Source organism: Aeromonas sp. 9A, from assembly GCF_963900955.1.
Taxonomy (GTDB): Bacteria; Pseudomonadota; Gammaproteobacteria; order Enterobacterales; family Aeromonadaceae; genus Aeromonas; species Aeromonas salmonicida.
The window spans coordinates 2,464,866-2,486,885 of record NZ_CAWRFG010000001.1 but is presented as its reverse complement, the minus strand read 5'-3'; the positions used below and the strand labels follow the sequence as shown (position 1 = coordinate 2,486,885).

The following is a 22,020-nucleotide window of genomic DNA, read 5'->3' as shown; positions in this document are numbered from 1 at the left end:
CCTCAACCAAGGGGCAGCAAGGCAGCTTGCTACCGATTAATCCTCCTTTGGCGCTTCTTTATTGGTAAGGGATCCGGCACAATATCGGCCCCACTTTTTTCCTCGGTTTTTCCGGGCATGACCATAGATTTCGTGACACTGTTACATCAAAGCGACTCCCTGCTGCTGTTCGTGGTACTGGCCTTCGGCCTGTTGCTCGGCAAAGTCAGGCTCGGCAATTTCCAGATTGGCAACACCATAGGCGTGCTGTTTACCGCCCTGCTGTTCGGCCAGATGGGTTTCGAGTTCACCGCCACCACGGAGAACGTCGGCTTCATGCTGTTCATTTTCTGCGTGGGGATAGAGGCGGGGCCGCACTTTTTCAGCGTCTTCCTGCGGGACGGCATTCACTACATCACCCTCACTTTGGTGATCCTGCTGACGGCGCTGCTGCTGACAGTGGGGCTGGCCAAGTTCTTCAACCTGGGGCCAGGCATGGCCGCCGGGATCCTGGCAGGCTCGCTCACCTCAACCCCGGCCTTGGTTGGTGCGCAGGATGCCCTGCGCAGCGGCCTGCTCAACCTGCCTCACCAGACAGACATGCAGTCCGTACTCGACAACATGGGCATTGGCTATGCGTTGACCTATCTGGTCGGCCTGGTAGGCCTGATGCTGGTGGTGCGCTACCTGCCTTCACTGGCTAGGCTGGATTTGAGCACAGAAGCGCAGAAGATCGCCCGTGAACGTGGACTGTCGGACAACGAAAGCCGCAAAACCTACCTCCCCATCATCCGTGCCTATCGGGTCGGCCCCGAGCTCGCAGCCTGGATTGGTGGTCGTACCCTGCGGGAAACCGGTATCTATCCCCACACCGGCTGCTATGTGGAGCGGATCCGCCGCAACGGCATACTGGCAAGCCCGGATGGTGATGCCGTCATCCAGGAAGGAGACGAGATCGCCCTGGTAGGCTATCCGGAAAGCCACGAGAAACTCGACGTCAATTACCGCAACGGTAAAGAGGTGTTCGACCGTAACCTGCTGGATCTTCAAATAGTTACCGAAGAGATAGTGGTGAAAAACGACGGGGTAGTCGGGCGCCATCTGGTGGAGCTCAACCTCACAGAGAAGGGCTGCTTCCTCAACCGGGTGGTACGGTCCCAGATAGAGATGCCGTTTGATCGCAACATCATGCTGCAAAAAGGTGACGTGCTGCAGATCAGCGGCGAGAAGCAGCGGGTCAAGCTGCTGGCCAACAAGATCGGCTTTATCAGTATCCACAGCCAGACCACGGATCTGGTCGCCTTCACCACCTTCTTCGTGCTGGGCCTGCTGATTGGCTCCGTCTCCCTGGTATTCGGCCAGCTCGAGTTTGGTCTGGGCAATGCCGTCGGCCTGCTGCTGGCAGGGATCCTGATGGGCTACCTGCGCGCCAACCACCCCACAGTCGGCTATGTGCCGCCCGGGGCATTGCGTCTGGCCAAGGATCTGGGGCTCGCCGTCTTCATGGTGAGCACGGGTCTGAAAGCCGGTGGCGGTATCCTCGACCACCTGAGTGAAGTGGGTATGGTGGTGCTCTTCTCCGGCATGCTGGTGACCACCTTGCCGGTGCTGGTGGGCTATCTGTTCGGGGTCTGGGTGCTGAAGATGAACCCGGCACTGCTGCTGGGTGCCATCACGGGGGCCCGTACCTGCGCCCCGGCCATGGACGTGGTGAACGAAGCGGCCAACAGCTCCATTCCGGCGCTCGGTTATGCGGGTACCTATGCGGTGGCCAACGTCATGTTGACCCTAGCGGGGTCCTTCATCATCGGCTTCTGGTTCTAACGCCACATCGGATTTGCTGCAATAGAAGGGGAGCCGTTATGGTTCCCCTTCTACATTTCACGGTTTTCCCATTCCCTGTCCTCTGCCAGATACCGCAACATCTCGTGTCCGCAGTCATCCGCATCACACTTCTGCCCCAACAGGCATTCTTGACCATCTCGAACGAGACGGCTGCAGCACCACAAAATAGAGCCAATGGTGCTATCTGACACCTTGGACCAAACTCAATGAGCTAAGTAGCCCCTTGCCTGCCACTTACACTCAATGAAAAGAGTGAGGTACTCATCATGAAAAGGTTATGGATCATCCTGGGCTGGATGCTGTGCTGCCTGGCGCCGGCCACGGCGGCTGAATCGACTGCAGCGCCCGACGACGTGCCGGCGTCCCTGGCATTTAGCGCAGAGGAGCTGTCCCGCCCCCTCTTTGGTGACCTCGATGACATGCTGGAACGACGCACCATCCGGGTTCTCACCACCTACAACAAGACCGGCTACTTCATCAACAAAGGGGTCCAGCGGGGCGTAACCTACGATGCTTTCATGCAGGTAGAAAAACGGCTCAACGATCAGCTGCGCAAACAGAAGGCCATCAAGCGCCACCTCAAGCTGCAGTTCGTCTTCATTCCGGTGGCCCGTGAAGCCCTGCTGCAAGCCCTGATCGACGGCAAAGGTGACATAGCGGCAGCCAACCTCACCATCACGGATCAGCGCAAAAAACAGGGCGTGGAGTTTACCAATCCCTTATTGGAAAACGTGCGGGAACTGCTGATCTCGGGGCCTCACTCACCCGGGGTGGAGAGTGTCGCCGGACTCGGCGGCCAAACTGTCCATGTACGCCCCTCTTCAAGTTACTTCGAGAGCCTCATCGCCTATAACCAGGCCCGCAAAACCGCGGGTGAGCCCCTCATCGACATAAAGCCTGCCCCGGAATCCCTGGAAGATGAGGATCTGGTGGAGATGGTCAATGCCGGCCTGCTGCCCTTCATCGTCATGGATGAGCACAAGGCTCGCTTCTGGAAGAAGATTTTTCCCGCCATCCAGATCCACGAACAACCCGCATTCCGTGAAGGGGGTGTCATCGCCTGGGCCGTACGCAAGGAGAGTCCCAAGTTGCTCGCCATGCTCAACGAGCAGATAGCAGCCCAGCGGGGCAAGGCCACAGGAGAGGACATCCTGGCCCGTTATCTCAAGCAGAACAAATTCGTCAAGAGCGCTGCCGCCGAGACTGAGCGCAAGAAATTCCTGCAGCTGGTAGACCTGTTTCGCCAGTACGGCGATCGTTTCGATGTTGACTGGCTGCTGATCGCGGCTCAGGGCTATCAGGAGTCGGCACTCAACCACAAGGCGCGCAGCCCGGTCGGCGCCATCGGCATCATGCAGATCATGCCCGCCACCGGCAAAGGTCTGAAGGTAGGCGACATTCGCCAGCTCGAACCCAACATCCACGGTGGCGTCAAATACATGCGCTGGATGATCGATCACTACTACGCCGACGAGCCCATGACGGCCCTCGACAAGGCCTTGTTTTCATTTGCTTCCTACAATGCCGGCCCCGCCCGGGTGGCACGACTGCGGACAGAGGCCAAGAAACGGGGACTGGATCCCAACATCTGGTTTCATAACGTCGAGTATGTGGCGGCCGAGAAAATAGGGCCAGAAACAGTGACCTACGTGGGCAACATCTACAAGTACTACATCGCCTACAAGCTGGTGATGGAGCAGCTGCAGCGCAAACAGCAGGCCACTGAAACCATCAAACAGCAGGAGACCATCGGCGACAAGGTCTCCTCAGCGGCAAAAACGTAGTGGCGACCAAGCCGCTACCAGCACGAACCGGGCTCCCCCTTTTCAAGCGGGGAGCCCGGTGTTTTTTACCTCCAGCTCCTGGCCAGCGCGACATCAAGCCATCTTTCAGCAACAAAGCGTCTGCTCATGACCAAAATGCACAAAATGACCAGAACAGCCTTAATAGCCATTACGGTCAGATTGTTCTCCAATCCGACATGATTAATTAACCTCTTTGCAACAATCACAAGGAGTACATCATGTTGCAAGGAACCCTCAAGCGCACCCTGCTCTGCTGCCTGCTTGGCGCCAGCCTCGGCGTACAGGCCAAAATAGATGACATCCACTTTCTGATCCCGGGCGGTGCCGGCGGTGGTTGGGACAACACGGCCCGCGGCACCGGCGAGGCGCTGACCAAATCCGGCCTCATCACCACCGCCTCTTACCAGAACATCTCCGCCGGTGGCGGCGCCAAAGCCATCGCCCATTTGATCGAAACGTCGGCCCAGTCCGACAAGACACTGATGGTCAACTCCACCCCCATCATCGTCAAATCCCTCTCCAAGGAGTTGCCACAGTCCTTCCGGGATCTCACCCCGGTCGCCGCCATCATCGCCGATTATCAGGCGCTGGCCGTACCGCTGGACTCCCCCTACCAGGATTGGTCCCAACTGTTGGCAGCCTATGAAGCCAACCCGGCCAAGGTGAAGATAGCCGGCGGCTCCGCCCGTGGCAGCCTGGACCATCTGGTGGCCGCCATGACCTTCAAGAATGGGGGAGCCGATGCCAGCAAGCTGCGCTATGTGGCCTATGATGCGGGCGGCAGCGCCATGGCCGCAGTACTGGCAGGAGAAACCCAGGTGCTCTCCACCGGGTTTGGCGAGGCGATGGAGGCGGTCAAATCTGGCCAGATGCGGATCCTGGGCGTGACTGCCGCCGAGCGGATGCCGGGGGCCAATCAGGTGCCCACCTTCAGTGAGCAGGGCAACCCAACCGTGTTTGCCAACTGGCGCGGTTACTTCGCCTCTCCCGACATCAGCCCGGAGAAATCCGCCGAGTTTGCCGCCCTGCTCAAGCAGATGTATGACAAGCCGGAGTGGGAAGTGGTTCGCGCCCGCAACAGCTGGACCAATCTCTATCAGTCCGGCCCCGACTTTACCGCCTTCCTCAACAGCCAGGAGCAGCAGATCGGCGGCTTGATGCGCGAGCTCGGCTTCATCAAGTAATCCTCGTTGTCACATCACAGGCGGGCCTGGCGCCCGCCGTCCATGCTGGAGAGACAGACATGAATATCACCAAGGAGCGACTGGGAGGCCTGCTGTTTTTGCTGCTCTCCATCGCCTATGGCTATTACGCCACCAAGATCCCCGGTTACCCCGGTGACGAATATGAACCCTTCACCGCCAGCACCCTGCCCTATGCCCTGGCCGGGCTGGGTGCCCTGTTCTCCCTGCTGCTGGTTCTCTCCCCGGGCGGCGAGCCACTGCGCAGGGAATCCGGTGACTGGCGCCGGGTCTTTATCCTGCTCGGACTCATGGTCATCTATGGTCTGGGATTGACCTGGTTTGGCTTCGTGCTCTCCACCATCGCCTTCCTGACCGTGGGCATACGGGTATTGGGTGAGCCCAGCCTGCGCTATGGCCTGATGATCAGCGTCCCCTTTTCCATCGGTTTCTGGGCACTGCTCACCAAGGGACTCAATGTCTATCTGGAGCCGGGTCGTCTGTTTACCCTGCTCGGGTTTTAAGGAATCACCATGTTAGACGGAATCTTGCAAGGACTCGGCACAGCACTGCTGCCAGTCAACCTCATGATGGTGGTGCTCGGCTGCTTCGTCGGCACCTTTATCGGCATGCTGCCGGGTCTGGGCCCGGTCACTGCCATCGCCCTGATGATCCCCATCACCTACGGGCTGGATCCAGCCTCCGGCATCATATTGATGGCCGGCGTCTATTACGGCGCCATCTTTGGCGGCTCTACCTCCTCCATCCTGATCAACGCCCCCGGCTGCTCGGCCACAGTGGTGACCGCCTTTGACGGCTACCCCCTTGCGTGCAAGGGCCAGGCGGGCAAAGCGCTGGCTATCGCCGCCTACGCCTCCTTCACTGGTGGCACTCTGTCGGCCATCATGCTGATGGTGGCGGCGCCGCTGCTCGCCAAGGTCTCCCTCTCCTTCCAGTCGGCAGACTATTTCGCCCTCATGGTGCTGGGTCTGTCGGCCGTGGCTGCCTTTGCCGGCAAGGGACAGGTACTCAAAGCGCTGATCATGGCGTTGTTTGGCATCATGATCTCCACCATCGGCATCGACCGCAGCGTCGGGGTGGACAGATTCACCTTCGGCCTGCCGGATTTGCGCGATGGCTTCTCCTTCCTGCTGCTGGCCATGGCCACCTTCGCCCTGGCAGAGATACTGATGACGGTCCTGCGTCCGGGCAAGGACAATAGCGAGGAAGAGGCTCGGCAGATGAAGCATCTGGGCAGCCTTAAGCTGAGTCGGGAAGAGATACGCGAGATAGCACCGCCCATTGCCCGCTCCTCCGTACTCGGTTTCCTGATCGGCGTCTTGCCGGGGGCCGGTGCCACCATAGCGGCCTTCATGGCCTATGGTGCCGAGCGCAACATCGCCGGCAAGCAACATCAGGATCAGTTCGGCAAGGGCAGTCTGCGCGGCCTGGCAGCACCGGAAGCCGCCAACAATGCCGCTTCCACCGGCTCCTTCGTGCCACTGCTGACCCTGGGGATCCCGGGGTCCGGTACCACGGCGCTGATCCTGGGGGCCCTGGTTGCCTACGGCATCCAGCCGGGCCCTCGCCTTTTCATGGAACACCCAGAGGTGTTCTGGTCGGTGATCATCTCCATGTATCTGGGCAACGTGGTCCTGCTGGTGCTCAACCTGCCGCTTATTCCTTACCTGGCAAGGGTACTGGCAGTGCCGCGCCCCGTGCTCATTCCCATGGTACTGCTGTTCTCTCTGACCGGCGTCTATCTGGTCTCCTTCAATACCATGGACATTCATGCGATGGCACTGGTGGCGCTGATCGCCATCGGCCTGCGCCTGCTCAACTTCCCCATGGCCCCCATGCTGCTCGGCTTCATTCTGGGTGGCATGCTGGAAGACAACCTGCGCCGCGCCCTGGTCATCAACGACGGCTCCTTGAGTTTTCTGTGGGAGCGCCCCATCACCCTCGGCTTCACGCTGGTGACCCTGATGATGCTGCTGTTGCCGGTGTGGCGGTGGTGGCAAGCGCGCAGGGCGCCTGTGGAGACGCTGCACTCGGAGCTGACCTGATCTCCATGAACCCGCAATGAAAGAGAGCGCCAAAAGGCGCTCTTTTTATGACATCAAGGACGAACACAAGATATTGGCACGTCAGTGTTGGCGCGTCAGCATTGACGGTAGCGCCGCTCCGGCCGCCCGACGGTGCCGTATTCCAACTCAGGGCTCGCCAATTGCTGGCCCACCAGAAACTCCAGATAACGGCGCGCCGTGGTACGGCTCACCCCCACCCGGTTGCCTATCTCCTCGGCACTGGCTCCCACCCCCGTCAGCACCGCCAATACCCGTTGCAGGGTGAGCGCATCTATCCCCTTGGGCAGGCCGCCGGCCGCCACCTGCTGCAGCGGAGTACCGAAAAGGGCATCCACCGCCTGCTGATCGATGTCGGCCAGCGCCGCCAGCGCGGCACGGCTCTGACAATAGTTATCAAGGGTATCGCGCAGCCGTTCGAACACCACGGGTTTGAGGATGAAGTCAACCACCCCGAGCCGCATCGCCTCCTGCAAGGCGTTGGCCTCACGGGCGGCAGTGAGCAGGATGACATCCAGGCTGGCTCCGGCCTGACGCAGCTCACGCAGCAGGGTAAAGCCCTCACCATCGGGCAGCCACACATCCAGCAGCACCAGATCGGGTTTGAGAATGTCTATCTGCTCTCTGGCATCGAACAGGGTGAGCGCCACCCCCAACACCTCGAAGCCCGCCAGCCGCTGCACAAAGCGACGGTGGATCTCGGCGATGGCCGGATCATCTTCGACGATCAGGATCTTTATCACTCACACCTCCTTGGGAATGTAACAAACGACGCAACTTCCCTGCGTCGTGGCTTCGATGGTGATGGTCCCCTGCAGGGCATCCAGCGTCTTGCGCACCAGCGCCAGCCCGATACCGTGACCGGGCTCTACCTTGCTGCTGACCCCGCGCTCGAACAACCTGTCCGCCAGGGCAGGGTCTATACCACCCGCCCCATCCTCCACCTCCAGGATGAGATCCTGGCCAAGATCGCTCAACGAGACCCGGATCGGCTGGTAAGGCGCGCCGTGGCGACGGGTCGCCTCGAAGGCATTGTCGATGAGATTGCCCAGCAGTGTCACCAGCTGGGAGCCGCTCACACGAAGGGGAATGTCGTGCAGACGGGCGTCTGGGTCCACCACCAGTACCAACCCCAACTCATGGGCCCTGTGATACTTGCCAAGCAGTAGCCCTGCCACCTTGGGCTTGGCAATGGCCCCCATCAGGAAGCTGAGCAAGGTTTGTTCGGTAGCGGCTTCCCGCCCGATGAAGGCGAGCGCCTCCTGGGTAGCACCCAGTTCTATCATGCCGGCTATGGTGCCGAGCTGGTTGTTGTGTTCGTGGGTCTGTACCCGCAACAGGTCACTGTATGCCTGTACCTGGGAGAGCTGGGCGCTGAGCTCGGCCAGCTCATCCTTGCGCCGAAAACTCGACACGGCGCCGATCAGCTTGCCGTCCCGCACCAGCGGCAGCCGGTTGACGATGAGCTGCTGGCCATTGAGCACTATCTCTTCGTCATACTGGGGGCGCGGATCCTGAATGAGGGAGAGCATGCGGCTTTCAGGCAACAGTTGGGTGACGGGTTGGCCGATGGCCGCCCTGGCAGCCTGCTCATCGAGGCGCAGCAGCCGGATGCCGTTCGGGTTGAGGGAGGTAAGTCGGCCTTGCTCATCTATGGTGAGGATCCCCTCGCGTACGGTGCGCAGGGTGCAATCCAGCTCGGCATAGAGGCGCCCGATCTGCTCGGGTTCGAACCCGAGAATCGCCCGCTTGTAGCGCCGCGCCAGCCAGGCGGCAGCAGCGCTGTTGAGCAAGACGATAATCAGGGTCATCCCCAGACCGAAGCGCAAAAAATCCTGCAGGTCTGCATCTATGTCGCGCACCAGATAACCGACCGACACCACGCCGATGACCTGTCCCATCTCGTTGCGGATCGGCCCCTTGCCACGCACCGAGACACCGAGCGACCCCTGGGCACGGGAAATATAGGCCTCTCCTTGCAGGGCTCGGGCAGGATCGTCCCCCACCATGGGCTTGCCGATACGATCCGCATTGGGGTGCACCAGCCGCCGCGCCTCGCTGTCACCGATGACAATATAACTGGCGCCGACTTCGGCGCGGATCTGCTCAACCAGCACATTGAGCCGGGCGGTGTCGCCCCGCTTTACCCCGGCAATGACGCCGGGCTCACGGGCCACCAGTCGCGCCACGTCAAGGGCCTGATCACCTACCTCCTGGTAGCGCTGCTCGGAGACGTAGTAGTAACTGGCCCCGCTCAGCAACACCAGTTGCAGCAGACTGACCAGACAGAGCATGAGCAGGAAGCGTCCTTGCAACCCGAGCGTCATGCCTCCTTGTCGCCTCGCAACAAGTCGAGCAGCAGACTGCCATCGCGCAGGGCCTTGTGCACCTGTACCGAGGTGGGTTTGGTGGGATCTTCGTAGAAATGGGTGGATTCTATCTGCAGCCGCACCAGGTATTCGGCTGGCAACTGGCTGGCCAGGGACTGGTGCAGCATGGGGAACAACAGCCGATCGGCGCGGGTTATTTCCCCCCCCAGCAGCAGCTTGCCCGGGTTGAGCAGACAGATGAGGTTGGAGAGCACCCGGGAGAGACGACCGGCCGCCTGATGGAGAATGTCCTGACACAGGCTGTTGCCCGCCAGCGCCAGTTCGCACAACTCGCGGATGGTGACAGTTTCCGGCAAGTCATACTCCTGCATGCGCTCGCGCAGTTCCCGATATTGCGCCTCCAGCGCCTGATTGGTCACCAGGGTACAGGCGCAGCCAAAGCCGCCGCAGTAGCAGCGCTGACCATAGGGTTCGAGCTGCAGGTGGCTGAGATCGCCGAGCAGGGCCGACTCACTCTCGATGAGCTGACCATTGACCACCATGCCGACCCCTATGTCGTTGTGGACGAACACCAGCACAGCATCGGCACAATTTTTGGCGGCACCCCACTCACGCTCGGCCTGGATCCAGGTGCGCACGTCGCCACTGACCAGCACGGGCACCGCGAACGCCTGTTGCAGGGTCGGACCAAGTGGCCAGTTGCGCAGATCATAGAAGGGGAAGTGTTTCACCATGCCGGAGTGACGCTCCACCTGCCCGGGCAGACAGAGGGCGATACAGGCAAGGCGCAACGCCTTCTTTGGCAGGAAACCCTCAATGGCTCGCACCAGACTGGCCAGCAGATCAGCGCGTTCCGCTTCGCTGAAAGTATGACGATGACGGGCGAGAGAGCGACCGGCCAGATCGAACAGGGCCATGTCCACATAGCCACGACCGAGGCGCATGGAGAGAAACTGGAAGCGGCGTTCGTTGATGCGCAGCAGGGTCTGACGGCGACCACGCCCCACCGAGCTTTCGCCACAGGTCACCACCAGACCGCCATCAAGCAGTTCACGGGTGATCTTGGTGATGCTGGCCGGAGAGAGGCCGGTCAAACGGGACAGATCGGTACGGGACAGCTCCTTGTGCTCCTCCAGGCTGGCGTAGACCAGGCCATAGTTGAGCTGACGGATCAAATCGATACTGCCTTTCACGATCTCATTCATAGGGTACGGGTTAACGAAAGGAACGGATGGCTGCAATTTTCCCACATTCTCTGCCGATCCCCAAATTTGCCGTCTGGAAATGACGTCCAGACGGCAAAAATGCGATCAATAACGGAATTGGGAGACGAGTTTACGCAATTTGTCACCCGTGCTGGCCAGGTCGCGGGTGGTGCTGTTGGACTCCACAGCCGCATCGGTCAGCTCGCTGACGATCTGCTGGATAGCCACCAGGTTCTTGTTGATCTCTTCTGACACCGCATGCTGCTCCTCGGCGGCGGTGGCAATCTGGATATTCATGTCGTTGATGGTGCTGACCGCCATCACCATGCTGTCGAGAGAGGTGGCGATATGGCTTGCCTCCTGTACCGTCTCCTGGCTGCGCTCCTCGCTGGCCTGCATCACGTCTACCGCCTGTTTGACGCCACTTTGCAGCCGTTGAAGCATCTCGTTGATCTCCTTGGTGCTCTGCTGGGTTCGGCCCGCCAGGGAGCGCACTTCGTCCGCAACGACCGCAAAGCCGCGCCCCTGCTCACCGGCCCGGGCCGCTTCGATGGCGGCGTTGAGCGCCAGCAGGTTGGTCTGCTCTGCAATGCCGCGAATGACCTCCACCACAGAGCCAATCTTGCCGGTTTCATGGGCTAGCTGCTCGATGACCCCGGAGGCGGTATGCACTTCCCCCACCAGCCGGTTGATGCTGTTGATGGCGGTGCCCACCACGCCACGGGCAGCGTCGGACTCCCGTGCCGCGTCGCTGGTGGCCGTCGCCGCGTTGGAGGCACTGGCCGCCACTTCCTGCGCGGTGGAGCTCATCTCGGTCACGGCAGTGACCACCTGATCCGTCTCTCTGCTGTGGCCCTGCATCTGATGATCATAGTGTTCGCTCAAGCTGTGCAACTTCTCCACGGCACTTAACAGATGGTTGCTGGTTTCCCCCACTTGGCTCACCACCGACTGGATCCGCTCGACGAAGCGGTTGAACGCCGTGGCCAGCTGGCCAATTTCATCATTGCTCTGCACCTTGAGGCGCTGGGTCAAATCCCCTTCACCGTCTGCGATGTCATTAAGTGCCTGAACCGCATCTGCCAGCGGCCGGGTAACCCGGTTGCCTATCACCACTGTCGCCACCAGTGTGATGCCCAGTATCACCAGGATCAGCAGCACACTGCTCTGCAGGGAGCCGTGCATGTTGTTCTCGCGCTCGGTGCGCAGCGCCGCCAGCTCGTTGTCGATGTCGTCGATATAAAAGCCGGTGCCGATAATCCACTCATATTTGTCGAGCACCAGGTTGAAGGAGAGCTTGGGCGCATCCCGCCCGATAGAAGGCTTGGCAGTCCAGTATTCGGAGAAACCATCTCCCTGACGGGCGGCTTTGACGATCTCCTGGATCAGCAGCTTGCCCTTGGCATCCTTGTCCTGCCAACGGTTCTTGCCCTCCATCTCGGGGCGGGTCGGCAACAAGACGGTATTGCCCTGAAAGTCGTAAACGAAGAAATAGCCATCGCTGCTGTAGCGCAGCGGCCGCAATATTTCGGCGACCTGCTTGCGCACTTCCGGGGTATCTGGCTGATTGTAGACAGTGTCAACAGCCGTCTTGGCGAGCATCAGATAGCTGCTGAGCAGCGCCTTGCGCTCCTTGATCGCATTCTCCCGCGCAACGATCAGATCGGCTTCAAGATCGCTCTTGGAGATCATGTAATTGCTGAGGTTGACGACCAGAGCCATCAGGAGCACGGGGACGGCTCCCAACAACAGAATTTTCTGTTTTAGCGTCATTTTTCACATCCTTGCTGCTGTTTTTATTGGTGTTCCGTTCCTACCTGACCAGTATAGGACGCTGGTCGACGGGGACCCGCTTTCGCTACAATCCCCGCACCTTTATCTATCGACCCTGATGGGCTGACACATGAACAAATGTCCTTGCGGTTCCACTCTTTCTCTCGAACTGTGCTGTGGATCACTGCACAAGGGGGCCGAGGCCCGCACACCGGAGCAGCTGATGCGCTCCCGTTACAGTGCCTTCGTGCTGGGGCTGGGCGACTATCTGGTACACAGCTGGCACCCTGATCATCTGGGTGGGTTGACGGCAGATCAACTCTCCCAGACCGACACCCGCTGGGACGGGTTGGATATCCTCGCCGCTCAGGGTGGTCCGCTGGACGACACCGGCATGGTGGAATTCAAGGCCTGGTTCCGGGAGGGAGATGAACGCCACTGCCTGCATGAGCGTTCCCGCTTCGTGCGCCATCAGGGGCGCTGGGTCTATGCCGATGGCGAGCAGGATCCGGCACCGCTGCAGGCAGAGCGCAACGCCCCCTGCCCCTGTGGCAGCGGCAAAAAGTTCAAGAAGTGCTGCGGTTAAAAGCTCGACCATCCAGCTTTTGGGGCGCTCGGCGCCCTTTTTCTTTGTTCGCCGGTGACGCCTGCGGCTGTCTCTTGTGACTCCGGTCACATAATGCTCATATCCTTGTCATTTATGCGCGTTTACGAACATTAATTTGGCCCATATCAAACATTTCATCCCATGAGTAAGGGACACTGTTCCCATCTGGAAGAGATGAGACGGGCAAGAATGAAAAGAATAACCACACAAGTCGTCATCATAGGGGGTGGCGCAACCGGAGCCGGCATCATGCGCGATTGCGCACTGCGTGGCATCGACTGCATCCTGCTGGAGCGCGATGACATCGCCGCCGGCACCACGGGTCGCAACCACGGCCTGCTCCACTCGGGCGCCCGCTATGCGGTGACGGATCCGGAATCCGCCCGCGAGTGCATTCAGGAAAACCGCATCCTCAAGCGGATAGCCAGTCACTGCGTCGAGGACACGGGCGGCCTCTTCGTCACCCTGCCGGAAGATGACATCCATTTTCAAAAAACCTTTATGGATGCCTGCGCCCTGGCGGGTATAGATACACGCCAGCTGGATCCGGCCGATGCGCTGCGCCTCGAGCCCAACGTCAACCCGGCCCTGATAGGGGCTATTCAAGTACCGGACGGCACTGTGGATCCTTTCCGCCTCGCCGCCGCCAACGTACTGGATGCCAAGGAACACGGCGCGCGTATTTTCACCCACAGCAAGGTGCTGGGGCTGCTGCGCAATCAGGACAGGGTCTATGGCGTCAAGGCCATCAACACCCGCACCGGTGAAGCCTTCGAAGTGGAGGCCCAGGAGGTGGTGAACGCTGCCGGGATCTGGGGCCAACAGATCTGCGAGTACGCCGATCTCGGCATCCGCATGTTCCCGGCCAAGGGTTCGTTGCTCATCATGGATTACCGCATCAACCAGATGGTGCTCAACCGCGCTCGCAAACCTGCGGATGCGGACATACTGGTGCCTGGCGATACCATCTCCCTCATCGGCACCACCTCAAGCCGCATCGACTATCACAAGATTGATCAGCTCACCGTGGATCCGGACGAGGTGGAGGTGCTGCTGCGTGAGGGGATCAAGCTCGCCCCCATCATGGCCCGCACCCGTCTGCTGCGCGCCTACGCCGGGGTTCGCCCCCTGGTGGCGGTGGATGGCGACGAGACCGGCCGCAACATCAGCCGCGGCATAGTGCTGCTGGATCACGCCGAGCGCGACGGGCTACAGGGCTTCAACACCATCACCGGTGGCAAGCTGATGACCTACCGGCTGATGGCCGAGTGGGCCACCGACCTTATCGCCAGGAAGATAGGCATCACCAAGCCGTGCCGCACCGCCGAACTCAGCCTGCCCGGCTCGCGGGATCCGGAGAAAGTCTCCGCCCCCGGTCTGTCGGCCCCGGCAGAAGGCTCGGCCCAGTATCGCCACGGCGAGCGGGTCATCGCCTTCTTTCGTGACAACCCCAAGGCAAACGCCCTCATCTGCGAATGCGAGATGGTGACAGCCGGCGAAATCGAATACGCCCTGCGGGAGCTGGACGTGGACAACCTGGTGGATCTGCGCCGCCGCACGCGCCTCGGCATGGGCCCCTGTCAGGGAGAGCTGTGCGCCTACCGGGCCGCCGGCCTGATGCAGGAGTATGGCAAGGCCGATGGCCGCGAGGCCTGCGTCATGTTGCGCCAGTTCCTGGAGGAGCGTTACAAGGGTACCCGCCCCGTGCTGTGGGGTGATGCCCTGAGGGAAGCGGAGTTTACCTACTGGATCTACGAAGGGCTGTTTGGTCTGGGAGAGTGGACGGCGCCCCATCTGGTGGCCGAGCCCCCCTTTCCCCTCGACCCTGTGACCAGGACAGAGGATCACAACCAGGCCCCATTGACTCAAGGAGTGCAGTCATGAAATTCGACAGTATCGTGATAGGTGGCGGCATGGCGGGTCTCTCGGCGGCGCTGCGCCTCGCCGAAGCGGGTCAGAAGACACTGCTGATGGCCTCTGGCCAGAGTGCCCTGCACTTCTCTTCCGGCTCCATCGACCTGCTGGAGAGCGAGGGGGATCCCCGCGCCGCCCTGCCCGCCTTCATGGCGGAGCACCCGGATCACCCTTACAGCAAAGTAGGCCTGACCAACATAGAGGCGAGCCTTGCGGATCTGCAGCGCCACTGCCACGAGCAGGGGCTGCCCCTGTTTCGCCAGGAGACCAACCACCAGCGGCTGACCCCCATCGGCACCCTGAAATCCACCTGGCTGTCGCCCCACACCTGCGCCTGCCAGACGGATACGCCGGCTCCCGATGCCATCTTGCTGGCGACCCTGGAAGGGTTTCGCGACTTTCACCCGGCGCTCGCGGCCGCCAATCTGGCGACTCACCCCCGCTTCGCCCACTGTCGCATCATGACAGGGGAAATTCGCCTGCCCCAGCTAGCCGAGTTCAGCCGCAATCCCCACGAGTTTCGCTCCGCCGACATAGCCCGCCTGTTTGACAAGCAAAAGGGCGACCAGCCCGATCTGCTGGCAGATCTGGCCCGCGAAATCTGCCGCATGGTGCACGAGAGCAGCGATCCCGGCTGCCGCCATGTGGTGCTGCCCGCCTGCCTGTCACTGGGGCTGGTCGGCCCCCGTCTGGCGGAACTGGAAAAACGCACCGGCTGCACCATCAAGGAAGTGGCGACCATGCCGCCGTCACTCATCGGCATGCGTATGCAAGAGACGCTCAAGCGTCGCTTCCAGGCCCTGGGCGGTACCTTCCTCACCAGCGAGCGGGTGCTTGGCGCCCGTTACGAGGGAGACAAGGTGCTCGGTGTGCACAGCCAGAACGGCGACGATCAGCTGTTTGAAGCAGATCATTTCGTGCTCGCCTCCGGCAGCTTCTTCAGCCGCGGCCTCGAATCCCGTCTGCGCGGCATTCGCGAGCCCATCTTCGACGCCGATGTACTGAGTCTGGAGGAGCGCGATGCCTGGGCCGGTCGCCGCCTGTTCGACCACCACCCCTTCATGGGCTTCGGGGTCAAGACCGACGACAAGCTCAGAGTGATGCGCGGCGGCAAACCGCTCACCAACCTCTATGGCGCGGGCAGCGTGCTGGCTCACTATGACCCCATCCGCGAAGGCTCCGGCTCCGGTGTCGCCGTTGCCACCGGCTGGCAAGCAGCCGGCCATATTCTGGCGGGGGTGTGAGATGAGCCACACACCTTCATTCGCACAACACAACGTGCTGGCCCACTACGATGCCCAATCCCGTGAAGGTTCCGGCTCCGGTGTCGCCGTTGCCACCGGCTGGCAAGCCGCCGGCCATATTCTGGGCGCGGCCCAATGATTACTTCGTCCCATATCCCGTATCTTCATCATCGCCGGGAGGAGAACTGACATGCTACTGGATCACGCCAACCAAACCTTCGATCAGTGCATCAAATGCACCGTCTGCACCGCCTACTGCCCTGTGGCCAAGGCCAATCCTGCCTACCCCGGCCCCAAACAGGCGGGCCCGGATGGGGAGCGGCTGCGGATCAAGAGCCCGGAGCTGTTCGACAGCGCCCTCAAATACTGTACCAACTGCAAGCGCTGTGAAGTCGCCTGCCCGAGCGGCGTGCGCATCGGCGACATCATCGCCAAGGCCAAAGACAAGTACAGCGGCTTCAAACCCGGGATCCGCGAGTTCGTGCTCTCACACACCGACCTGATGGGCAGCATGTCCACCCTGATGGCACCCGTGGTCAACTTCACTACCGGCCTCAAGCCCATGAAGCTGGTGCTGGACAAGGCGCTGGGGGTTTCCTCCCATCGTGACCTGCCCAAATATTCCCAGGGCACCTTCCGCGGCTGGTACAAGAAGCAGAAGGCCACACAGGCCCAATATGAGCGCCAGATCGCCTACTTCCACGGCTGCTACGTCAACTACAACCACCCGCAGCTCGGCAAGGAGCTGGTGCAGGTGCTCAACGCCATGAACATAGGCGTGCAATTACTGGAGCGGGAGAAGTGCTGCGGCGTACCGCTGATTGCCAACGGCTTCATGGACAAGGCCAAGCAGCAGGCGGCCTTCAACATCAGGCAGCTTGAGAACACGCTGCTGGGCAACGAGATGCCGCTGCTGGCCACCTCCTCCACCTGCGGCTTCACCCTGCGGGACGAATACCCCCACCTGCTGGAGCAGGACAATCACAAGGTGCGCGATCGCATCTCGCTGGTGACCCGCTTCCTGTGGAACGAGTTTTACAAGGGCAACAAACCGGCCATGAAGCCGCTGGACCTGCACATCGCCTACCATACCCCTTGCCACATGGAGAAGATGGGGGGCGTCATCTATACCCTCGAATTGCTGCGCGCCATTCCCGGGGTCAAGGTGACGGTACTGGAGTCCCAGTGCTGTGGCATCGCCGGCACCTATGGCTTCAAGTCCGAGAACTACGAGACCAGCCAGGCCATAGGTGAAGGGTTGTTTGATCAGATAAACCGCCTCAAGCCTGATCTGGTCATCACCGACTGCGAGACCTGCAAGTGGCAGATCGAGATGAGCACAGAGTTTCGCTGTGAACATCCCATCCACTTGCTTGCCCAGGCGCTGGCATAAGAGAGCACAGTGACAGGTGGATATAGAGATGAGTACTCCGACTTCCCGCTGTGAGCATCCCATCCATCTGCTGGCCCAGGCCCTGGTCTGATCGCAGATCACCCAGACAGACACGCAACGAGCCGGCCCATGCCGGCTCTTTCATTTCAGCAAGTTCATCAAACGTACCCGGTGCGAATAAACTGCCGCGAATGACAGGCAGAGGCGAGATGATTGAATCTGGTTCTCCTGTGCCTCTCACCGGGTTCAAAACCCACCCAAATACAGAATAAATATTCACCGACGAATCTATACCCATAAATAGATAAGTCACATGCTCGATTTCAAGCCAACCCTTGCCACATCAGGCATACCAACCAACATTGCCAACAGGGCGCAACGACATGCTGGCAAAGCGCGTCAATAAGTTGAGTTTTCTCATTATTTAACCGGGATCTCATTTCCGGCACTTGCTCCCCCAGGCAATTGATCTAGCGCAAGCTCAGTCCTGATAAATCATCATCCATTTTACCCATTTGGTAATATCCAACCCGAGCAATCGCATAATTACATGGGTTTTATTCACTAATAACAATTAATCGGCCTGCCTGCTCCTGCCTAGTGCGGGGGCTGATGCCCACATCCAGGATGGAACGGTCAGGCTTGGCAATGAGATCGATTCGGGAGTGATGATCGTGAGTTCACACAACAGACTGACCAGACTGGGCCTCGCCGCCCTGCTGCTTACCACCTGCTTTGGCGCCAGCGGCTTGGCACAGGCCGATGAGGCAACCCCCAAGGGCAAGATAGAGGCACGCAGCGAGCTGTTCGCCAAGGATCACGTCGACCAGTTCAGCAGCTGGAAAGAGACCAGCGAGAGCGCGACGCGCACCGACGCCCTGGCCGAAGATCCGCAGATGGTGGTGCTCTGGGGGGGGTATCCCTTCTCCAAGGATTACAACAAGCCCCGCGGCCATTTCTATGCCCTGACCGACGTACGGGAAACCCTGCGCACCGGCGCTCCCAAGACCGCCGAGGATGGCCCCCTGCCCATGGCCTGCTGGAGCTGCAAAGGCCCGGATGTGGCCCGCGTCATCGATGAAAAAGGCGAAGATGGCTACTTCAAGGGCATGTGGGCCAAGGGTGGCCCGGAAATAGTCAACACCATAGGCTGCGCCGACTGCCACGACACGGCGTCGAAAGAGTTCAAGGAGGGCAAACCCGCCCTGCACCTCTCCCGTCCCTATGCCGACCGCGCCATGACCGCCATCGGCAAGCCGTTCAAGGAGCAGGGTCGTTTCGATCAACAATCCCAGGTCTGTGGCCAGTGCCACGTGGAGTACTACTTCAGCGGCCCCACCAAGGCGGTGAAATTCCCCTGGGACAAGGGCACCACGGTTGAGCAGATGGAGCAGTACTACGACGAGATCGGCTTCGCCGACTGGACCCACGCCCTCTCCAAGACCCCCATGCTGAAAGCCCAGCACCCCGAATACGAGACCTGGCGCGCCGGCATTCACGGCCAGAACAACGTCGCCTGTGTCGACTGCCACATGCCCAAGGTGCAAAACGAGCAGGGCAAGGTCTACACGGATCACAAGGTGGGCAACCCCTTCGATCGCTTCGAGCAGACCTGCCGCAACTGCCATACCCAGAGCAAGGAGATGCTGCAAGGCATAGTCCAGCAGCGCAAGGATGCGGTGACCGAGATCAAGTTGAAGGTCGAGAAGCAGCTGGTGCACGCCCACTTCGAAGCCAAGGCGGCCTGGGATGCAGGCGCCACCGAGGCGCAGATGAAAGACATACTGCAAGACATCCGTCACGCCCAATGGCGCTGGGACTTCTCCATCGCTTCCCACGGGGTGCAGATGCACGCCCCGGAAGTGGCACTGCGCATGCTGGGCACAGCTCTGGATAAAGCCGCCGATGCCCGCACCAAACTGGCTCGCCTCTTGGCAACCAAGGGGATAAGCCACGAGATCGCCCTGCCGGACATCTCCACCAAGGAGAAGGCGCAAGCTGCCCTTGGCATGGATATGAAACAGATGAACTCAGACAAGGCCCAGTTCCTCAAGACCACAGTTCCCGCCTGGGATGCCGAGGCCAAGGCGGCCGGACGGCTGGCACAGTAACGGCGCCTGCGGGCCCGGCCCCAAGTCGGGCCCGCAGCGGATGGAGGCTTCCTATGGGTGATTTAACAATGGATTTTTTACGACTGATGCTGATGGCAGCCATGCTGCTCACCAGCCTGCAGGGACAGGCGGGCGACGCCGCAAGCGCGCCCGCCGCCATGCCCGCGACGCATGAAGTGGAATTTTTACGCAGCCCCGACAAGGCCTGCACCGACTGCCACAAGGAGCAGGCAAGCGGCATGCACGGCAAACATGGCCAGGCAACCAACCCCAACAACCTGGCGCCGGTCACCTGCACCAACTGCCACGGCCAGCCCTCCCCCCAGCACAGGGAAGGGGTCAAGGACGTGATGCGGTTCAGTGACAGCTTCAACGACAAGCAGAGCGATGAGGCTTACCCCATCGCCGAGCAGAACGGGGTCTGCATGAGCTGCCACGAACCCAAGCCATTGCGCGAGGCACTCTGGGCCCACGACGTGCACGCCACCAAGCTCACCTGCACCAGCTGCCATGCGCTGCACCCGGCCAAGGAGCCCATGGTGGGCATACCGGAAAAGTCCCGCATCAAGCTCTGCGTCGATTGCCACAGCAAGCAGCATGAGGCCAAGGCAACCGCTCAGCAGGCGAGCGTGAGCAAGGAGGCACCATGAGCTGCTCTCGTCGTGACTTTGTGGCGGGCATGAGCGCGGGGGCGCTGATCATGATGACGGGGACTGTTCGTGCCAACACCCGCGCCGGGGCAGCCATCCTAGCCCACAGCCAGACCATAGATGGGGTACGCTACGGCATGATCCATGACGAGGTGGCCTGCATCGGCTGTACCGCCTGCATGGATGCCTGCCGGGAGGTGAACCAGGTGCCGGAAGGGGTCTCGCGGCTCGAAATCATCCGCTCCGGCCCCATAGGCACATTCCCCGATGCCGAGTACCACTTCTTTCGCAAGTCTTGCCAGCACTGCGACAACGCCCCCTGCGTGCATGTCTGCCCGACCGGCGCCTCCCATATCCGCAAGGAGGATGGCATCGTCGATGTGGACCCGAACCTCTGTGTCGGTTGCATGTATTGTCTGGCCGCCTGCCCCTATCAGGTGCGTTTCATCAACCCTGTGACCCGGGTCGCGGACAAGTGTGATTTTTGCCGCAAGACCAACCTGGCAGCGGGCAAGGAACCGGCCTGCGTGGAGTCCTGCCCCACCAGAGCGCTGGTGTTCGGCAATCTGGATGATCCGGACAGCCCCATCGCCAAACGGCTGGTGAAGGAGACCACCTATCGCTACAAGCAGGCGCTCGGCACCTCGCCCAAGATGTATCGCGTGCCCAAAGGGGAGATAACGCCATGACCATGCAAGCGGCAGTAACCCAGGGAGGGAATGACCATGTGGCATGACGCATTTCATTTTCCTTCCCTTGTCTGGGACTGGCCCATCGCCATCTACCTCTTTCTGCTCGGCATCTCGGCCGGGGCCACCAGCCTCTCGGTGTTGTTGCGCCGCAAAGGGGCGGGCAGCGAGAGCGGCATCATCAAGGCGACCGCCATTCTGGCGCCGCTAAGCGTGATATTGGGGCTCTTGATCCTCATCTTCCACCTGGCCCGTCCCTGGACCTTCTGGAAGCTGATGTTCCACTACCAGTTCGACTCAGTGATGTCGATGGGGGTCATGCTGTTCCAGCTCTACATGGCGGTGCTGTTTGCCTGGCTGGCGGTGGTGTTCAGAGCCGACATTGAGGCGGTGCGCCGTCGCCTGCTCAAGGAGAGGTTCGCCTTTGTCGATGGGCTGATTGCTTGGCTTGCCCGCCTCGAGACACTGTTGGCGCCACTGCTGTTGCTGCTGGCCGTGCTGCTGGGGGCCTATACCGGCTTTTTGCTCTCGGCGCTCAAAACCTATCCGCTGCTCAACAACCCTGTGCTGCCTGTGCTGTTTCTGGTCTCCGGCATCAGCTCAGGCATCGCCTCCACCATCCTGCTGGCGGTCACCCTGTTCAAGGAGGATCACCACAGCCAGGGGGTGAGCTTTGTGCACCGCTTCGAGCGACCCGTACTGGCGGTGGAGGTGCTGCTGCTGATCTGCTTCTTTACCGGTCTTTATTTCGGTGGCGGCCAGAAGGAGGTGGCCATGTGGGCCGCCATCGGCAGCGGCTTCTGGGCCCAGGTGTTCTGGCTTGGTGTGGTGGGTATCGGCATGCTGCTGCCCCAGTTGCTCTCCCTGCTACCAGCACAAATGCGCCAGCGTAACGGTCATCTGGTGCTGGTGTGCAGCCTGACCCTGATGGGCATACTGCTGCTGCGCTACTTCGTGCTCTATGCAGGTCAAATGACTGTTGTATAAAGGGAGATACATGATGGGTAGCAAAAGCGACCATACGACGTCGGCTTGCAGCATGACCCTGATGGGCAGGTTGCTGGCTGATGCTGCGTCATCCTCGTATGCCGGCCAGATGACGGTGGTATGAGAAACTGATCGCAAGCGCCAGCCGCCTTGGGCGACTGGCGCTTGTTTGTTGCTGGATGTTTGAATGTTCTGGTTATGCCCCAACGCCCGCCTGCTGCGG

18 protein-coding genes are annotated in these 22,020 nt (G+C 60.6%); 14 read left to right on the top strand and 4 right to left on the bottom strand.

Going from position 1 to position 22,020, the window contains the following annotated elements:
- Positions 1–117: 117 nt before the first annotated feature.
- From AACX78_RS11600 to AACX78_RS11580, 5 genes are all read left to right on the top strand, one after another.
- Positions 118–1,803 (top strand): aspartate:alanine antiporter, encoded by a 1,686-nt coding sequence (locus AACX78_RS11600; protein ID WP_159166289.1) that lies wholly within the window; start codon positions 118–120, stop codon positions 1,801–1,803.
- A 287-nt stretch (positions 1,804–2,090) separates the two neighbouring features.
- Positions 2,091–3,608, top strand: coding sequence for a lytic transglycosylase F (locus AACX78_RS11595; RefSeq protein ID WP_159166288.1), 1,518 nt, complete (start codon positions 2,091–2,093; stop codon positions 3,606–3,608).
- Positions 3,609–3,847: 239 nt separating this feature from the next.
- Positions 3,848–4,813, top strand: a complete 966-nt coding sequence (locus AACX78_RS11590) for a tripartite tricarboxylate transporter substrate binding protein (RefSeq protein ID WP_021138259.1) — start codon at positions 3,848–3,850, stop codon at positions 4,811–4,813.
- Between the two features lie 59 nt (positions 4,814–4,872).
- Positions 4,873–5,334 (top strand): tripartite tricarboxylate transporter TctB family protein, encoded by a 462-nt coding sequence (locus AACX78_RS11585; protein WP_021138258.1) that lies wholly within the window; start codon positions 4,873–4,875, stop codon positions 5,332–5,334.
- A gap of 9 nt (positions 5,335–5,343) precedes the next feature.
- A complete protein-coding gene (locus AACX78_RS11580) occupies positions 5,344–6,876 on the top strand; it encodes a tripartite tricarboxylate transporter permease (protein WP_159166287.1) in 1,533 nt (510 codons plus the stop codon).
- 95 nt (positions 6,877–6,971) lie between these two features.
- Here the strand turns inward: AACX78_RS11580 and AACX78_RS11575 are convergent, their stop codons facing one another.
- From AACX78_RS11575 to AACX78_RS11560, 4 genes are all read right to left on the bottom strand, one after another.
- Positions 6,972–7,637 carry a response regulator gene (locus tag AACX78_RS11575; protein ID WP_159166286.1) on the bottom strand — a complete coding sequence of 222 codons (666 nt, stop codon included), beginning with the start codon at positions 7,635–7,637 and terminating at the stop codon, positions 6,972–6,974.
- On the bottom strand, positions 7,638–9,221 hold the full coding sequence (locus AACX78_RS11570) for an ATP-binding protein (protein WP_059113410.1): 1,584 nt from the start codon (positions 9,219–9,221) through the stop codon (positions 7,638–7,640).
- Positions 9,218–10,429 (bottom strand): ROK family transcriptional regulator, encoded by a 1,212-nt coding sequence (locus AACX78_RS11565; RefSeq protein ID WP_159166285.1) that lies wholly within the window; start codon positions 10,427–10,429, stop codon positions 9,218–9,220. Before AACX78_RS11565 ends, AACX78_RS11570 begins: the two co-directional genes overlap by 4 nt.
- Positions 10,430–10,534: 105 nt before the next feature.
- On the bottom strand, positions 10,535–12,202 hold the full coding sequence (locus tag AACX78_RS11560) for a methyl-accepting chemotaxis protein (protein ID WP_159166284.1): 1,668 nt from the start codon (positions 12,200–12,202) through the stop codon (positions 10,535–10,537).
- 130 nt (positions 12,203–12,332) lie between these two features.
- On the opposite strand from AACX78_RS11560, the gene AACX78_RS11555 reads away from it, so the two are divergent.
- From AACX78_RS11555 to nrfD, 9 genes are all read left to right on the top strand, one after another.
- Entirely contained in the window at positions 12,333–12,788 is a 456-nt protein-coding gene (locus AACX78_RS11555) for a YchJ family protein (protein WP_159166283.1), read from the top strand.
- A 210-nt stretch (positions 12,789–12,998) separates the two neighbouring features.
- Positions 12,999–14,693, top strand: coding sequence for an anaerobic glycerol-3-phosphate dehydrogenase subunit A (glpA, locus tag AACX78_RS11550; RefSeq protein ID WP_159166282.1), 1,695 nt, complete (start codon positions 12,999–13,001; stop codon positions 14,691–14,693).
- Positions 14,690–15,967, top strand: a complete 1,278-nt coding sequence (glpB, locus tag AACX78_RS11545; protein ID WP_159166281.1) for a glycerol-3-phosphate dehydrogenase subunit GlpB — start codon at positions 14,690–14,692, stop codon at positions 15,965–15,967. Before glpA ends, glpB begins: the two co-directional genes overlap by 4 nt.
- A gap of 1 nt (position 15,968) precedes the next feature.
- Positions 15,969–16,106, top strand: coding sequence for a hypothetical protein (locus AACX78_RS11540; RefSeq protein WP_159166280.1), 138 nt, complete (start codon positions 15,969–15,971; stop codon positions 16,104–16,106).
- A 51-nt stretch (positions 16,107–16,157) separates the two neighbouring features.
- Positions 16,158–17,360 carry an anaerobic glycerol-3-phosphate dehydrogenase subunit GlpC gene (glpC, locus tag AACX78_RS11535; RefSeq protein WP_159166279.1) on the top strand — a complete coding sequence of 401 codons (1,203 nt, stop codon included), beginning with the start codon at positions 16,158–16,160 and terminating at the stop codon, positions 17,358–17,360.
- A gap of 668 nt (positions 17,361–18,028) precedes the next feature.
- Complete coding sequence (gene nrfA, locus AACX78_RS11530) at positions 18,029–19,471, top strand: ammonia-forming nitrite reductase cytochrome c552 subunit (protein ID WP_159166278.1); 1,443 nt, start codon at positions 18,029–18,031, stop codon at positions 19,469–19,471.
- Positions 19,472–19,524: 53 nt separating this feature from the next.
- Positions 19,525–20,121, top strand: coding sequence for a cytochrome c nitrite reductase pentaheme subunit (gene nrfB, locus AACX78_RS11525; RefSeq protein WP_159166277.1), 597 nt, complete (start codon positions 19,525–19,527; stop codon positions 20,119–20,121).
- Positions 20,118–20,810: a 4Fe-4S dicluster domain-containing protein gene (locus AACX78_RS11520; protein WP_159166276.1), complete on the top strand. Its 693-nt coding sequence runs from the start codon at positions 20,118–20,120 to the stop codon at positions 20,808–20,810. Before nrfB ends, AACX78_RS11520 begins: the two co-directional genes overlap by 4 nt.
- A gap of 36 nt (positions 20,811–20,846) precedes the next feature.
- Positions 20,847–21,797 (top strand): cytochrome c nitrite reductase subunit NrfD, encoded by a 951-nt coding sequence (gene nrfD / locus AACX78_RS11515; protein WP_201302840.1) that lies wholly within the window; start codon positions 20,847–20,849, stop codon positions 21,795–21,797.
- Positions 21,798–22,020 lie beyond the last annotated feature (223 nt).